The sequence below is a fragment of the uncultured Maribacter sp. genome, from assembly GCF_947500405.1.
Classification (GTDB): Bacteria; Bacteroidota; Bacteroidia; order Flavobacteriales; family Flavobacteriaceae; genus Maribacter_B.
On sequence record NZ_CANMRY010000010.1, the window covers coordinates 119219 to 135545 of the forward strand.

A 16327-nucleotide genomic window follows, 5' to 3' on the forward strand; every position below is an offset into this window, starting at 1 on the left:
AATTTTAATGTAGTATGACGGATGTAGAAATAGAAAAAGAGAATAAACAAATTGCAAAGCAATACAAAGAGTTGCTTCGTATTAGCTACCAAACATTATCTGATGATGACAAAAAGTTAATACGTTCTGCTTTTGAAATTGCTGTAGATGCCCATAAAGACCAACGTAGAAAATCTGGCGAAGCTTATATTTTTCATCCCATCGCGGTTGCAAAAATTGTAGCATCAGAAATTGGTTTAGATGCTGTTTCTATAGCATCTGCCCTATTGCATGATGTGGTTGAAGACACGGAATATACTCTAGATGATATTGACCGCATGTTTGGAGAAACCGTTGCACGTATCGTAGATGGTCTTACAAAAATAGCACATCTAAAAAAAGACATGAATATCTCCCAACAAGCGGAGAACTTCAGAAAAATGTTATTAACCCTTAATGATGATGTAAGAGTCATTATTATTAAAATTGCAGACCGTTACCACAACATGCTTACCATGGATTCCATGCCAGAGCATAAGCAAGTTAAAATAGCATCAGAAACCCTCTATATTTATGCGCCATTAGCACATAGAATTGGCCTGTACAACATTAAAACAGAACTAGAAGACTTAAGTCTTAAATACACAGAGCCTAATGTGTATAGAGATATAAAAAGTGAAATAGAAGACTCTAAAGAAGATAACCTAGCATATATTGATGCTTTCTCTGATGTAATTGACACCTCTTTAAAGAAAGAAGGACTAAACTACATTATAAAAGGGCGAATGAAATCTATCTTTTCTATTCGCAAGAAAATGAAGGTTCAGAATGTTGTCTTTGATGAAATATATGACAAGTTTGCAATTCGAATTATTTATAAATCGGATCGAGCAAATGAAAAGTTTTTAGCATGGAAAATATACTCCATAGTAACAGACCACTTTACTCCTAACCCAGTACGTTTAAGAGACTGGATTTCTTCACCAAAATCTACAGGTTACGAGGCTCTTCACATAACAGTAATGGGGCCAAAAAGACGTTGGGTTGAAGTACAAATTAGAAGTGAGCGTATGCATGAAATTGCAGAAAAAGGATATGCCGCACACTTTAAATATAAACATGGAGACCAAAAAGAACAAGGGATAGAGGTTTGGTTAAATCGTTTACAAGAAGCTTTAGAAAATGCAAACACAAATGCTGTAGATTTTGTTGAAGAATTTAAACTAAACCTATACTCTAAAGAAATATTTGTTTTTACCCCAAAAGGAGAACTAAAATCTTTGCCTAAAGGAGCAACTCCTTTAGATTTTGCATTTAGCATACACACCCAAGTTGGTATGCGAACTCGTGGAGCAAAAGTAAATGGAAAACTTATACCATTAAATACTACTCTCAATAGTGGAGACCAAGTAGAAATTATTACTTCAGAGCAAGCAAAACCTAATCAAAACTGGTTAGATTATGCTACAACGGCAAGAGCAAGAGCCAAAATTAAATCTTCCTTAAGAGAAGAGAAAAAAGCTATGGCTCTGGAAGGCAAGGAAATTTTGCGTAGAAAATTAAAGTCGCAAAAAATTACCCTTAATGAAGATACTATTAACAAAATGGTTACTTTTTTTAAGCTAAAAACTAGTTTGGATTTGTTTTATAGAATTGGTATTGGCGCTATAGACAACCAAATGCTTAAAGACTTTGCTTCTTCTTACAGCAATGCCTTCATAAGTTTCTTTAAAAATAAGATTAGAAGAAATCCTGTTCCAGAAAATGTAGACAAAGAAGAAATTACAAGTAAATATGATGTATTAGTATTTGGAAAGGAAGAAGAAAAATTAGACTACACCTTATCACAATGCTGTAACCCAATTCCTGGAGACCCAGTTTTTGGTTTCGTTAGCGTATCTGATGGGATAAAAGTTCATAAAAAAAACTGTCCAAATGCTATTTCGCTTCAGTCAAATTATGCTTATAGAATTATTACAGCGAAATGGATAGATTCTTCTCAAGAAGAGTTTAAATCCGATATTATGCTTACGGGTATAGATAACCTGGGACTTGTTAGTCAAATCACAGAAATGATATCTAAAAACATGCACGTAAATATTAAACATATAAGTTTTAGTACAGATGGAGGCACATTTAAAGGAAAAATAACGGTAGTTGTAAAAAATATTGCAATCCTTAAAAAATTAATAGGAAACCTAAAACAAATTAACGGCATTCATAAAGTAACAAGACTATAGAAGAATGTATCAAAATTTAGCTGTACATTTGTACATTAATGCTGTAAAAAAGTATGGCCCAGAATAAGAATCAAGACATTGTAAAAAACGTTTTCACCACTTTCTTAGAAGAAAATGGGCATAGAAAAACACCTGAGCGTTACGCTATTCTTCAAGAAATATACGAAAGTGATGATCATTTTGATATAGAATCTCTCTATATTAATATGAAAAACAAAAACTATCGTGTAAGTAGAGCAACACTATACAACACTATAGAGCTTCTTATGGATTGCAAATTGGTTCGTAAACACCAATTTGGAAAAAATCAGGCACAATACGAAAAATCTTATTTTGACAGACAGCATGACCATGTTATTTTAACAGACACTGGTGAGGTTATGGAGTTTTGTGATCCTCGTATTCAATCTATAAAAAAAACAATAGAAGAGGTTTTTGATATTAAAATTAACAACCACTCCTTATACTTTTACGGAACAAAAAATAAAACAAATAATAAAACCAATTAACTAGTTACTTAAATGGCAGTAGATTTATTGTTAGGGCTTCAATGGGGAGACGAAGGAAAAGGAAAAATCGTTGATGTACTAACCAAGGACTATGATATCATAGCAAGATTCCAAGGAGGACCAAACGCAGGACACACTTTAGAATTTGATGGAATTAAACACGTTTTACACACTATCCCCTCTGGAATATTTCACAAAACAGCCATGAATGTTGTTGGTAATGGTGTTGTTATAGACCCTGTTATTTTTAAAAAAGAATTAGATGCTCTAGGGAAGTTTAATATAGATTTTAAATCTAAACTATTAATTTCTAGAAAAGCACACTTAATTTTACCTACACATAGGTTATTAGATGCCGCATCGGAAGCTTCTAAAGGAAAAGCAAAAATTGGTTCTACATTAAAAGGTATTGGTCCAACATATATGGACAAAACCGGTAGAAACGGAATGCGTATTGGAGATTTAGAGTTATCTGACTGGAAAGAAAAATACCGCTCATTAGCAGACAAACACGAAGCTATGATTAGTTTTTACAATGTAGACATACAATATGATTTACCAGAGTTAGAAACTGCATTTTTTGAAGCTGTTGAAGAATTAAAACAACTTACCTTTATTGATAGTGAAGAGTATTTATACCAAGCACAAAAAGAAGGTAAAAAAATACTAGCAGAAGGTGCGCAAGGCTCCTTATTAGATATAGATTTTGGAACCTACCCTTTTGTAACTTCTTCTAATACTACTGCAGCAGGTGCCTGTACTGGCTTAGGTGTTGCTCCAAACCAAATTGGCGGTGTTTTTGGAATTTTTAAAGCATACACTACTCGTGTAGGTAGCGGTCCTTTCCCTACAGAATTATTTGATGCAGATGGCGAAACAATGGGAAGAGTTGGTAATGAATTTGGTGCTACTACAGGAAGACCAAGACGTTGCGGATGGTTAGATTTAGTTGCCTTAAAATATGCAGTACGAGTAAATGGTGTTACCGAATTAATGATGATGAAAGGAGATGTGCTTAGTGGTTTCCCTAAATTAAAAGTATGTACAGCATACCAATATAAAGGAGAAACTATTACGCATTTACCGTACAATATAGAACCAGAAAACGTTACCCCAATTTACACAGAAATGGATGGATGGGATAAAGATTTAACAAAAATGAGAAGCCCAGAAGAGTTTCCAGAAGCGTTAAATAACTATATAAATTATTTAGAAAAAGAATTGGAAGTACCAATTAAAATAGTTTCTGTAGGCCCAGACAGAACACAGACTATTTTAAGATAAATTACAAAGCCACTTTTTAGAGTGGCTTTTTTTATACTTTACTTTATTAAATGTATACTAAAGGTATTAACACTCTTTTAAAAAATCCTATTTTTGAAAAAAAATTGAATTGCAAAAAATATACTACACAATACTACTGCTACTAATTTCTTCTATACTATGGTCCCAAAATACCAATACGGAAGAAAACAACCAAATTAATATTGTTTATGGTGCTAATTTTACTAAAAATGAAGCAAAATATCCTGGAGCTTCTATTTTTAGTAAAGATGAAAAACAAGTGCAATTTGAGCACCAAGGAGCAGATTTATGGTGCGATATTGCTATTTTTTATCAGCATGAAAATAGATTAAAAGCAATAGGCAACATACGTTTACAGCAAGGAGACTCTGTAAAAATGACCAGTGGAAAAATTGAGTACGATGGCAATATAAAACTTGCAAAAGCTTATGAAAGTGTTGTATTAGAAAATACAGATATGACACTAAAAACGGATACGCTACGCTTAGACCGTGAAAAACAAGAAGCTTTTTACCAAGACTTTGGTACCGTTGTAGATTCTGCAAATACACTAACCAGTGAAATTGGAAAGTATTTTATGGAAGCCAAAAAATATCAGTTTTTAGATAGTGTTCATGTACAAAACCCAGAATATACTTTAGATTCTGAGCAATTAGATTACTACACTACCTCTAAAAACGCGTACATGTATGGCCCATCTACCATTATAGGCAAATCGTATAAAATTTACTGCGAGAGAGGTTTTTATGACACCAAGGTAGAAAGTGGTTATGGTATAAAAAATACAAGGATAGATTATAATGACCGTATTATTGAAGGAGATAGTGTTTACTTTAATAAAGCTAAAGAATTTGCATCTGCCACCAATAATATAGTAGTAACAGACACTATAAATGATGGCTTAATAAGAGCACATTATGCCGAAGTTTATAAAGCAAAAGACTCGCTATTTGCAACAAAAAGAGCAGTATCTATTAGTGTCATGGAAAAAGATTCTTTATACATGCATGGAGATACTTTAATGATCACTGGCAAACCCGAAGAACGTATTTTAAGGGCCTTTAGAAACGCTAAATTTTATAAAAAAGATTTAAGTGGCAAGTGCGATTCTATACATTCTGAACAAAAAACCGGAATTACACAATTAATTAGAAATCCTATTTTATGGAATGGTGAAAACCAAATGACAGGAGATAGTATTCACCTAATATCTAATCTAAAAACAGAAAAGCTAGATTCTTTAAAAGTATTAAACAATGCTTTTATTATTTCACAAGATACTATCGGGAAATCTGGATTTAACCAAGCTAAAGGAAAAGATTTATTTGGTCAGTTTGAAGAAAATGAACTAAAAATAATTGATTTAATTAAAAATACCGAAGTCATATATTACATGTATAATGATGACGATGAACTTATTGGAATTAACAAAACAATTTGTAGTGAAATACGAATTACAATGGCCAATAACGATGTAGAAGATTTAGTTTTTAAAACAAACCCAGATGGCACTATTTTCCCGGAAACCGAACTACCCGAAAATAGCAGAAAACTAAAAGGATTTATCTGGAGAGGAGAAGAAAGAATACTAACAAAAGAGGACATCTTTGATGAAGATGACAATAATATAGAACTTGTAACTATCCGTGGTATAAGCAACCCTATAGATATTGATGCCGAAGAAGAAGAACGCAGCAAAAATGAAGGAGACCCAATAAACAATCCAAATAAAGACGCCAGAAAACCAAAGGAAACTAAGGTGAAAAAATAATATTTACCCTATATTCTTTTAACAAAACATGCAATATGTATTTTTATGAAAGATGATTTTTTAAAATACCAAGCACAAACCTCTCCTCACCCACTAGCCTTACAAGTATCTCATGCTAAAGGATCCTATATATACGATTCTAAAAATAATGCACACTTAGATTTTGTTGCTGGTGTTTCGGCTTGTACACTAGGTCATTGCCATCCTGCGGTGGTAGATGCTATACAAAAACAAGCAGAAAGCTATATGCATGTTATGGTGTACGGAGAATACATTCAAGAACCAGCAGTTAAATACACCAAAGAACTAGCTTCTATTTTACCCGATTCTTTAAACGCAACGTATCTGGTAAATTCTGGTACCGAAGCAGTAGAAGGCGCCCTTAAATTAGCCAGAAAATTTACTGGTCGCTCCCAAATAATTGCTGCAAAAAGAGCGTACCATGGCAATACTATGGGAAGTTTAAGTTTAATGGGGTTAGAAGAACGTAAAGCTCCTTTTAGACCTCTTATTCCCGACGTTGCCTATATTTCTTTTAATTCTTTTCCTGAAATAGAAAAAATTACCACCAAAACTGCCGCTGTAATATTAGAAACCATACAAGGTGGCGCAGGATTTATTGTTCCAAAAAAGGAGTACCTAACTAAAGTTAAAAAACGCTGTACAGAAGTTGGAGCACTTTTAATATTAGATGAAATTCAACCAGGTTTTGGAAGAACAGGAAAATGGTTTTCTTTTGAACACTATAATTGCACTCCAGACATCTTAGTTATTGGAAAAGGAATGGCATCTGGAATGCCTGTTGGTGCTTTTATAGCCTCTAAAAAAGTAATGGATTCCTTAAAAGACAAGCCTAAATTAGGCCACATTACTACATTTGGAGGAAACCCCGTTATTGCTGCAGCTAGTTTGGCTACTTTAGTAGAACTTAAAAAAACAAACCTCATACATCAAACCACAGAAAAGGAAATTTTATTTAAAAAATTACTAATACACCCGCTCATAAAAGAAGTAAGAGGAAAAGGCTTAATGCTTGCTATACTCTTAGAATCTGGAGATTTAGCCACAAAAATAATACTAGAAGCAGCTAAAGAAAAACTAATACTTTTTTGGTTATTATTTGAACCAAAAGCAATTAGAATTTCTCCTCCTTTAACTATTTCAACAGCAGAAATAGAAAAAGGATGTACTATAATTCTTACCATTCTAGACAAGCATTTACAATAATTTGTTAACTAATTTGTTAATAATATAGCTGCAACAAGGAAGATAAAGTAACAGCAATAGCGTACTTTTAATTCTATAGACTAACTAAAATGTTCCTATGGCATTAGAATCTAACGAAAGGCCAAACAGGCCTATAGCGAAGTTTGAATCCATGTTAAAGACGGATGATGTATATTTCTTTGACTCAGAAGATTTTGAAGATATTATTCATCATTACCTAAACAATGGAAAAATCTCTTTAGCTAAAAAAGCCATTAAAATAAGTTTAAAACAACACCCAGACTCTATAGAGCTAAAACTCTTAGACGTGGAAGTTATGGTGTTTGAAAATAATTTTGAAGCAGCAGAACAGCTTTTAGATAAACTTCAGCTATTAGATAGTAGTAACGAAGAAATTTATATTCAAAGAGCAAATATTTTCTCTAAAAAAGATAATCATCAAGGTGCAATACAGCTTTTAAATAAAGCACTAGAATTATCTGATAACACTTTTGATATTCACTCCCTTTTAGGAATGGAATACCTTTTTATGGATGATTTCAAAAAAGCTAGGGAAAATTTCATGAAATGCGTCTCTTTTGATGAGCAAGATTATTCTTCGCTTTACAATGTTATTTACTGTTTTGAATTTTTAGAAGATTATGAAGGTGCCATTCTTTACTTAAATGATTATTTAGACAGAAACCCATATTGTGAAGTTGCTTGGCATCAATTAGGAAAACAATATTATGCAGAAAAAATGTATAAAGAAGCTCTTGCTGCTTTTGATTTTGCTATAATATCTGATGACAATTTTATTGGGGCTTATTTTGAAAAAGGAAAAGTTTTAGAAAAACTTGGTAAATACAAAGAAGCTATAGAAAATTACGAAACTACTATAAAAATAGAGGATCCAACATCTCATGCTTTTTTGCGCATTGGAAAATGTTACGAAAAACTAGAAGATTATGACACGGCTAAGTATTATTACTACCAAACCGTTCATGAAGACCCCCTTTTAGATAAAGGCTGGTTAGCAATAACCCGTTTTTATATGAATAGAAAAAATTATAACAAAGCGCTATATTATATTAACAAAGCCCTAAATATAGACGGAGAAAGCCCTATTTATTGGAAAAAATGTGCAAAAATAAATACAGAATTAAAAAATTATGATCAAGCAGATTTTGCATACAAACAAGCTGTAGATTTGGGTAACTATGAATTAGAAACATGGTTAAACTGGTCTACTATTGCTGTTCATAATAACGATATTCCTTCCGCTTTACAAATACTAGCACAAGGAAAACAATTTTATCCAGACAGTCCTGAAATAAATTATAAAATTCCGGGTTTATATTTACTAGAAAAAGATTTAATAAACGCAAGAATTACGCTTATAGATGCTCTAAAGCAAAACTTTAATGCTTTTTCCATTTTTAAAGAACAGTTTCCGCAATACAGCGAAACACAATGGACGCAAGAAATAGTAAATTCTGTGAAGAAAAAAATGTAACTATTACGTACGAATGACAGAAAAAAGAACCCCAATTCAATACCTGTTTATTACACTTAAAGGAATAGCAATGGGAGCTGCAGATGTAGTTCCTGGAGTATCTGGCGGAACAATTGCTTTTATTTCTGGTATTTATGAAGAACTTATAAACTCTATAAACAATATAAGACCATCCCTTTTTACAACTTTAAAAAATGATGGGCTAAAACCCTTTTGGAAGAAAGCAAATGGCAATTTTCTCGCTGCACTATTTTTAGGCATATTTATTAGCCTATTCTCATTAGCAACTATTGTAAGTTGGCTATTAGAAAACGAACCTATTCTATTATGGTCTTTCTTTTTTGGGCTAGTATCAGCAAGTATATTCTTTGTTGGCAAGGAAATAGAAAAGTGGAATGCAACCGCAATTATTGCCCTTATATTTGGTGCCGCCATAGCTTTCTACATTACAACACTCCCTCCAAATGAAAATGTAGAAAGTTTACCATTTCTATTTTTATCAGGAGCTCTTGCAGTTTGCGCTATGATTTTACCAGGAATATCTGGAGCTTTTATACTCGTATTACTAGGGTCTTATAAAACCATACTTGAAGCTGTACATGAACGAAATATAAAAATTGTAATTACAGTAGGGCTAGGTGCTATATTTGGATTACTAAGTTTTGCAAAGCTATTAAAATGGATGTTTGCTAATTACAAAAATATTACGCTAGCACTACTAACAGGATTCATTGTTGGTTCGTTAAATAAAATATGGCCTTGGAAAAAAGTTTTAGAAACCAAAGTTTTTGACGATAAAATAATACCTATAAATGAGCAGAGTATATCTCCTTTTTCTTTTGATGGAGATCCAAAAATTATGTTTGCCATACTACTTGCTATCCTAGGTTTTTCCCTTATTTTTATCATGGAAAAAGTAGCAAACAAAAAATAAACGCTGCTTTAGCAAACTACCTCGGGGCAAGTCCACGAGGCATTAGAAGGAAAATTAGCATTGATTTCGACGCAAGGTCGGAGCATTTAAATCTCGATTATCGAGTAGAAGCATGAGCAGCGTAAGAACTACAAAAGACCAATTACTTTTAATCCTAAAAGGGTTATTTATGGGTGCTGCAAACAAAGTACCTGGAGTATCTGGAGGAATTGTTGCCTTTGTTGGTGGTTTTTATGAAGAATTTATTTATTCTTTACAAAAAATAAATCTAAAAGCTTTTAAATTACTAATTAGTGGTAGATTAAGAAGCTTTGTTCAATACACAAACGGAAGATTTTTAGCGCTTTTAATATTGGGTATGCTAATAAGTTATTTTAGTATTTCTAAAGTATTAGATTACTTTTTAGCTCAAAAAGAACTTTACGTTTGGTCCGCTTTTTTTGGGATGATTCTTGGGTCCATATATTATATAGCCAAAGATTTTAATCATTGGAATAAAAAAACTATTAGCATTGGTTTTATCGGTTTGCTAATTGGCATTTCAATAAGTTTTTTAAACCCAGCCAAAGAAAACGACAACTTAGTATTTATTTTTATTTGTGGAATGATAAGTGTTTCTGGTATGACACTTCCAGGGCTATCTGGCTCCTTTATCTTAATTCTCCTTGGTAATTACGTATTACTCTTAGTAGACTCTGTAAATGCCTTATATGATACTTTTTCAGAAATCGTTACTGGAGATTTAAGTTTTGTAAAAAATCCTAAAAGAATTAATACTTTAAAAATACTAGCTGTTTTTACAACAGGTTCTGCAACCGGTTTGGTTACGTTATCACATGTACTAAGTTATGTTTTAAAAAATTACAAAAACAATACTACAGTGTTAATTATTGGTTTTATAACAGGTTCCTTAGGGGTGGTATGGCCATGGAAAAAAACTATATACAAAACTAGTGCTAGCGGAAACATTCTTCTAGACAGTAATGATAAAAAGATAATTAGTAACTATGAACGGTATTTTCCCAATTTTGAAATTAGCGAAACATGGTGGGCTATACTTTTTATAGTAGTAGGAATATTTATTTTATTAGGAATTGATTGGTATGGAAAAAAAAGAAGAGAAACAATATAAGTTTGGGTTAGTAGGCAAAAATATATCCTACTCCTTCTCAAGAGGATATTTTTCGGGTAAATTCAAGAATATGGGATTACATAATTACTCCTACGGTAATTTTGATATAGAAAACATAGAAGAGTTTTCCAAAATAATACAAAAACCTGAAGCTATACATGGCTTTAACGTAACTATCCCATATAAAGAAGCGGTAATTCCTTTTCTTAATAGCTTAGATGCAGATGCTAAAAAAATTGGGGCCGTAAACACTATAAAAATTACCCCAGAAGGACTAAAAGGCTTTAATACAGACACCTACGGATTTAAACACACCATTCTTCCACATTTAAAAAAACACCATACAAAGGCATTAATATTAGGAACTGGTGGCGCTTCTAAAGCTGTTGCGTTTGTTTTTAAGGAGTTAGGCATTGCATATACTTTTGTCTCCAGAAATTCTGGAGAAAACAAATTATCCTACCAGGAATTAACTAAAACTGTATTGCAAGAGTATACCGTGATTGTAAATTGCACGCCACTTGGCACACATCCTAATATTACAGAAAAACCAGCACTACCCTACAACTATATAACAAAAGAGCACTTACTTTTTGATTTAATATACAATCCAGAAAAAACTGCTTTTTTACTTGCCGGAAAAGCGCAAGGCGCATCTATTTGTAATGGACAAAAAATGTTAGAATTACAGGCTGAAAAGTCGTGGGAAATATGGAATTCTTAGCACCTATTTCCCAAATTAAAAGAATATGAGATTACCTTTTTAATTACAGTTTTTAGTAAACTACCTCGGGGCAAGCCCACGAGGCATTAGTAGAAAAATTAGATTGATTTCGACGCAAGCGTCAGAGCATTTAAATCTCGATTATGGAGTAAACAAGAAAACAGCATCTTTTTATTTAATTCCTTGTAACAAAAAAGAAAGTCTTTTATCTTTTGCTATATGTTTTGTTGTCACTATCTTAACAGTGTACTTTTTTAGAACAAAAAAACACAGTATAATGCAGGAAGAAAAAGACGATAATCTACAAGAAAATGTAGAAGAACAAAATAGCTCAGAAACTACCAACACTACTAGTGAGTTGGAGAAAAGCACTGAAAACTCTACTCCAGAAACAGCTGAAGACGCCAATAGTGAAGAATCTATACATAAAGAAATAGATGAAGAAAACGCTGAAGATGCGGAGGATACAAACAACCAACAAAGGCATGAAATTCCTATTCTAGACTACCATTCTATGAGTATGGAAAATTTAGTTGGGGAACTGCAACGTCTTGTTCGTAATGAAAAAGTACAAGCCATAAAAAAACATGTAGAGGGTATTAAAACAGAATTTGATTTAAAATTTCAAGAATTTTTAGATCACAAAAAAGAAGAATTTATTGCTTCAGGCGGTAATGAAATTGACTTTAGATACAACTCTGTTACTAAAAGACAATTTAATGAAGTTTATGGGGATTACAGAGAAAAGAAAAACACGTATTATAAAAGTCTAGAAAAAAGTTTAAACGAAAACCTTAAGAACAGACTTAACCTTATCGAGAATCTTAAAGGCTTAGTTAATGTAGAAGAAGATATTAATACGACCTACAAAAATTTTAAAGACATTCAAGAACAATGGCGTAACGCAGGACCAATTCCTAGAACAAATTATAATGATGTATGGAAAACATACCAGCATCATATTGAAATCTTTTATGACTTTTTAAATATTAATAGAGAACTTAGAGATTTAGATTTTAAACACAATTTAGAAGAAAAACAAAAAATTGTAGAAAAAGCAGAAGAGTTAGGTAGTGAACCAGATTTAAATAAAGCTTTTAGAGAATTACAAACCTTACACAAAATCTGGAAAGAAGATATTGGACCTGTCGGCAAAGATCATAGAGAAGAAATTTGGGCTCGTTTTAGTGCTGCAACAAAAGTTTTACATAATAGAAGACAAGAATATTATATAGAACAGGACAAAATTTATGAGAAAAACTTAGAGGTAAAAAAAGGAATTATAGAAGAAATTACTGTTTTATCTAAAAATGTATCTCACAATCATAAACAGCTACAACAACAAATTAAAACACTAGAAGCGCTTAGAGAATCTTTTTTTAAAGCTGGTAAAGTTCCCCAAAAAGAAAACGAAAAAACATGGGCTCTTTTTAAAGAAGCAGTAAGGGAATTTAATCGTAACAAAAACAGTTTTTACAAAAACTTAAAGAAAGAACAACAAATAAATCTTGATAAAAAGAGAGCGTTGTTACACTTAGCTATTTCTCTTAAAGATAGTGAAGATTGGGATAGCACTACTCCCAAAATGAAACGCATACAAAGCGATTGGAAAAAAATAGGGCATGTACCAAGAAAATATTCCGACAAAATCTGGAACGAGTTTAAAACCGCTTGCAATTATTATTTTGATAGAGTTCATGCCGTTAAAAACAAGTCTAACAAAGAAGAAGAGGCTAATTATGAATTAAAGAATGCTTTTTTAGAAAAATTAAAAGCATTTACGATTTCTGGAGAAAGAAACGAAGATTTAACTGCTATAAAGGCATTCATTGCTGAATGGAAAAGCTTTGGCAGAGTTCCATTTAACAAGAAGCATATCAACCAAAAATTTAATAAAATACTAGATGCTCTTTTTAATAAATTAGATGTTAGCAGACAGGAATCTGAGCTTTTAAAATATGGCAATAAAATACAACAACTTGCCAACTCTCAAGATAATGAAAGAGCCATTTACAATGAACGCGCTTTTATTCGCAAAAAAATTAAGGAGAGTAAAGATGAAATTAGGCAGCTAGAAAATAATTTACAGTTTTTCTCCAATGCATCCGAAGATAACCCTTTAGTAAAAGAGGTGATTAAGAGTGTGCAAAAACATAAAGATGATTTAGCCACGTGGAGAGAAAAATTGAAAAAATTAAATATTCTAGAAAACAATCTAAATAAAGAAGATTCCAGTGAAACAATAGAACCGGAAGCATCGGAAGAGGAATAGCATATTTTTAATTAGAAAAAGGTTATTAAAAGCTAACCTTTTTCTAATTTCTAAATTACAACTTAAAAACACCAAAACAATTCAACGAAAATAATTACCTCTTATCGTTACCTTACAATACACTTTATCGAAAAATTCTAGAAAACCAAAACTGCATTATTTTATCAAAAAAACCTACAGCTCTGTAATTTACTATAGGTTTGCAATAAATTATAAAGTTTTCATTTTATTAAATTAAACGTCTCTATTTCTTTTTTTTTAAAAATATCAAGAAGAGTATTTATCTTTGACCAAAGAATAAAAAGTTCCCATCTTTTTTATGATTCCTACTACAATAAAATTCTGTTAAGACCATTATATTTCTTAAAAGATAAAACTATGCTTAGGTATAAACGTTTCGTTTATGTAACTAATAAAATAAAGCATTAAATTAAGGAATGAAAAAAATTAAAAGATCACATCTTATAATTCCTATTTCAATTATTATCCATTTATGCATTATAAATGGAACATTACTCCTACTTACTCCTGAAACCTATTTACATGTAAATAACATTCTTTATTACAATTTCTCTTGGCTTATAATTACCTACGGGATAAATTATTACCCAACTGGTCGTAAGGATACTTTTATGACTAACGTCACTAAAATGTTTCAACTTTATTTTATATATGGCTTAGCGTATCTAGCTTTATTTACCATAACAAGAACACCCGTACATTCATTACAACATCAATTATTAGTATTCCTACTTATTTGCTCCTCTTTAACATGGTATAGGATCATATTCTTTTGGGCAAGAAGAAATTACAGAATGATAGGTGGTAACTCTGCCAATGTAGTGGTTTTAGGAAGAGACCCTAATTTAAAGAAAATAAGGCGCATTTTTGACGACCCATATTTAGGGTATCGATATAAAGGATATTTTGATAATGAAAAATCAAAAAGCCCTACGTATTTAGGGAACATTGTAGATAGCTTTGGTTATATCTTAGAAAATGATATTGATGAGATTTATTGTGTAGCTTCTAACTTTAATACAGAAGAATTAAAAAATTTAGTAAATTTTGCGGATAACAACCTTATTAAATTTAAAATTATATTAGACAATAAAGAAGTCTTCTCTAAGGCCATGTCTATAGAAGCGTATCAAAATATTCCGGTACTAAATCTTAGAAAAGTTCCATTAGATACCGAGTACGCACGTATTGCAAAACGAACCTTTGATATTCTTTTTTCTCTTTTAGTAATTATTGGTGTGTTATCTTGGTTAACCCCTATACTTTATGTTTTAATAAAATTAGAATCTAAAGGTCCTTTATATTTTAAACAAAAAAGACACGGTTTTAAACGTAGAATATTTTGGTGTTACAAATACCGATCTATGACTGTTAATAAAGATTCCGATGCTAAAATGGCCACTAAGAATGATGCGAGAGTTACCAAAATAGGAAAATTTATGCGTAAAACCAGTATCGATGAACTACCACAATTTTTTAATGTGCTCAAAGGAGAAATGAGTGTGGTTGGGCCAAGACCACATATGGAAGCACATACAGAAGATTACCAAGGTTCCGTAGACAAATACTTAGTACGGCACTTTGTAAAACCTGGTATTACAGGCTTAGCGCAAACCAAAGGATATCGTGGAGAAATTGGCATGAAATCTGATATATTAAACAGAACAAGGCTAGATATTTTTTATGTAGAAAGATGGTCCCTTATGCTAGACATAAGAATCATTTATGCAACTGTAGCTAATGTATTTATAGGAGAAGAAAAAGCGTATTAAACTTTATAAAACACCTCATAATATGAGCTATAGAAAAAGAAGTTAATCGAGTTTTCTTGTTTAGCTTTGCTTCTTAAACTAATTTTGTTCTAAATATTTTTTTTTAAAATCTTAATTATAAAAAAAACACTAATCCTTATTACAATCATGGAGTATCTTAAAAATAAATTAAAGTTTCAAAAATTATTATGTTACACTTATATTATTGGATTAATGATATCTTGTGGCAATGCAAAAAACGCAATTTATTTTAATAAATCTACTGCACATATAAAATCTAATTCTTATGAAAGTCTAGAGCCTATTCTACAGAAGAATGATTTATTAAGTATTACTGTTAGCAGTATAAACCCGCAAGCTGCTGAAATGTTTAACCTTTCTAATAACTTTAGCACGCAATCGTCTACTACTGCTGGTAATACAACAAGAGTTTCTGGTTACTTAGTAGATCAAGATGGTGCCATACGTTTTCCCGTTTTAGGAAAAATAGAAGCCGCTGGTAAAACAAAAAAAGAATTGAGAGAAGAAATAACATCAATTTTAGTTGACAGAAAACTATTAATAGAACCAATAGTAGACATTAGATATTTAAATTATAAAATATCTATCCTTGGTGAAGTTAAAAATCCTTCTGTTATAAATATCCCTAACGAAAAAATCTCTTTATTAGAAGCTTTAGGACTAGCTGGTGACATTACTATCTATGGACGAAGAGATAATATTTCTTTAATTAGAGAGCAGAATGGCATAAAAAGAGTTATAAAAATAGATTTAACTACTAATGAAATTTTTAACTCTCCTTATTACTACCTAAAATCTAATGATATTATATACGTAGAACCTAATTCTGCAAAAATTGCAAGTTCTAGTGAAGTAAAAGGTTGGATCCCTGTAATTCTTAGTGGTATTTCTTTAGCCATAATAGCTATTGTAAGTCTTTAATATT

The 16327-nt window shown here is 31.6% G+C and carries 12 protein-coding genes; all 12 read left to right on the forward strand.

What is annotated here, in order from left to right; translation table 11 throughout:
* The first annotated feature begins 14 nt into the window (after positions 1–14).
* The 12 genes from Q0945_RS13700 to Q0945_RS13755 all read left to right on the forward strand — a co-directional run bounded on the left by Q0945_RS13700 (position 15) and on the right by Q0945_RS13755 (position 16323).
* Positions 15–2219 (forward strand): RelA/SpoT family protein, encoded by a 2205-nt coding sequence (locus Q0945_RS13700; protein WP_299435535.1) that lies wholly within the window; start codon positions 15–17, stop codon positions 2217–2219.
* Between the two features lie 53 nt (positions 2220–2272).
* Complete coding sequence (locus Q0945_RS13705; RefSeq protein ID WP_299435537.1) at positions 2273–2728, forward strand: transcriptional repressor; 456 nt, start codon at positions 2273–2275, stop codon at positions 2726–2728.
* Between the two features lie 12 nt (positions 2729–2740).
* Positions 2741–4012 (forward strand): adenylosuccinate synthase, encoded by a 1272-nt coding sequence (locus Q0945_RS13710; RefSeq protein ID WP_299435539.1) that lies wholly within the window; start codon positions 2741–2743, stop codon positions 4010–4012.
* A gap of 136 nt (positions 4013–4148) precedes the next feature.
* The gene (locus Q0945_RS13715) at positions 4149–5804 is read left to right on the forward strand and encodes an OstA-like protein (protein ID WP_299435633.1); all 1656 of its coding nucleotides are present in this window, start codon (positions 4149–4151) and stop codon (positions 5802–5804) included.
* Between the two features lie 45 nt (positions 5805–5849).
* Positions 5850–7031, forward strand: a complete 1182-nt coding sequence (locus Q0945_RS13720) for an aspartate aminotransferase family protein (RefSeq protein ID WP_299435541.1) — start codon at positions 5850–5852, stop codon at positions 7029–7031.
* A gap of 97 nt (positions 7032–7128) precedes the next feature.
* Positions 7129–8526 (forward strand): tetratricopeptide repeat protein, encoded by a 1398-nt coding sequence (locus Q0945_RS13725; protein WP_299435543.1) that lies wholly within the window; start codon positions 7129–7131, stop codon positions 8524–8526.
* A 13-nt stretch (positions 8527–8539) separates the two neighbouring features.
* Positions 8540–9460: a DUF368 domain-containing protein gene (locus Q0945_RS13730; protein WP_299435545.1), complete on the forward strand. Its 921-nt coding sequence runs from the start codon at positions 8540–8542 to the stop codon at positions 9458–9460.
* A 112-nt stretch (positions 9461–9572) separates the two neighbouring features.
* The gene (locus tag Q0945_RS13735) at positions 9573–10592 is read left to right on the forward strand and encodes a DUF368 domain-containing protein (protein WP_299435547.1); all 1020 of its coding nucleotides are present in this window, start codon (positions 9573–9575) and stop codon (positions 10590–10592) included.
* Entirely contained in the window at positions 10564–11316 is a 753-nt protein-coding gene (locus Q0945_RS13740) for a shikimate dehydrogenase (protein ID WP_299435549.1), read from the forward strand. The genes Q0945_RS13735 and Q0945_RS13740 overlap by 29 nt, the downstream gene beginning before the upstream one ends.
* 277 nt (positions 11317–11593) lie before the next feature.
* The gene (locus Q0945_RS13745; protein ID WP_299435551.1) at positions 11594–13588 is read left to right on the forward strand and encodes a DUF349 domain-containing protein; all 1995 of its coding nucleotides are present in this window, start codon (positions 11594–11596) and stop codon (positions 13586–13588) included.
* Between the two features lie 437 nt (positions 13589–14025).
* Positions 14026–15381, forward strand: a complete 1356-nt coding sequence (locus tag Q0945_RS13750) for an exopolysaccharide biosynthesis polyprenyl glycosylphosphotransferase (RefSeq protein WP_299435553.1) — start codon at positions 14026–14028, stop codon at positions 15379–15381.
* A 147-nt stretch (positions 15382–15528) separates the two neighbouring features.
* Complete coding sequence (locus Q0945_RS13755) at positions 15529–16323, forward strand: polysaccharide biosynthesis/export family protein (protein ID WP_299435555.1); 795 nt, start codon at positions 15529–15531, stop codon at positions 16321–16323.
* The last annotated feature ends 4 nt before the right edge of the window (positions 16324–16327 follow it).

Coding starts and splice junctions, on each gene's coding strand:
- Q0945_RS13710 (WP_299435539.1), top strand. CDS start 2,741: ATGGCAGTAGATTTATTGTTAGGGCTTCAATGGGGAGACGAAGGAAAA.
- Q0945_RS13750 (WP_299435553.1), top strand. CDS start 14,026: ATGAAAAAAATTAAAAGATCACATCTTATAATTCCTATTTCAATTATT.
- Q0945_RS13735 (WP_299435547.1), top strand. CDS start 9,573: ATGAGCAGCGTAAGAACTACAAAAGACCAATTACTTTTAATCCTAAAA.
- Q0945_RS13700 (WP_299435535.1), top strand. CDS start 15: ATGACGGATGTAGAAATAGAAAAAGAGAATAAACAAATTGCAAAGCAA.
- Q0945_RS13730 (WP_299435545.1), top strand. CDS start 8,540: ATGACAGAAAAAAGAACCCCAATTCAATACCTGTTTATTACACTTAAA.
- Q0945_RS13725 (WP_299435543.1), top strand. CDS start 7,129: ATGGCATTAGAATCTAACGAAAGGCCAAACAGGCCTATAGCGAAGTTT.
- Q0945_RS13720 (WP_299435541.1), top strand. CDS start 5,850: ATGAAAGATGATTTTTTAAAATACCAAGCACAAACCTCTCCTCACCCA.
- Q0945_RS13740 (WP_299435549.1), top strand. CDS start 10,564: ATGGAAAAAAAAGAAGAGAAACAATATAAGTTTGGGTTAGTAGGCAAA.
- Q0945_RS13705 (WP_299435537.1), top strand. CDS start 2,273: ATGGCCCAGAATAAGAATCAAGACATTGTAAAAAACGTTTTCACCACT.
- Q0945_RS13755 (WP_299435555.1), top strand. CDS start 15,529: ATGGAGTATCTTAAAAATAAATTAAAGTTTCAAAAATTATTATGTTAC.
- Q0945_RS13745 (WP_299435551.1), top strand. CDS start 11,594: ATGCAGGAAGAAAAAGACGATAATCTACAAGAAAATGTAGAAGAACAA.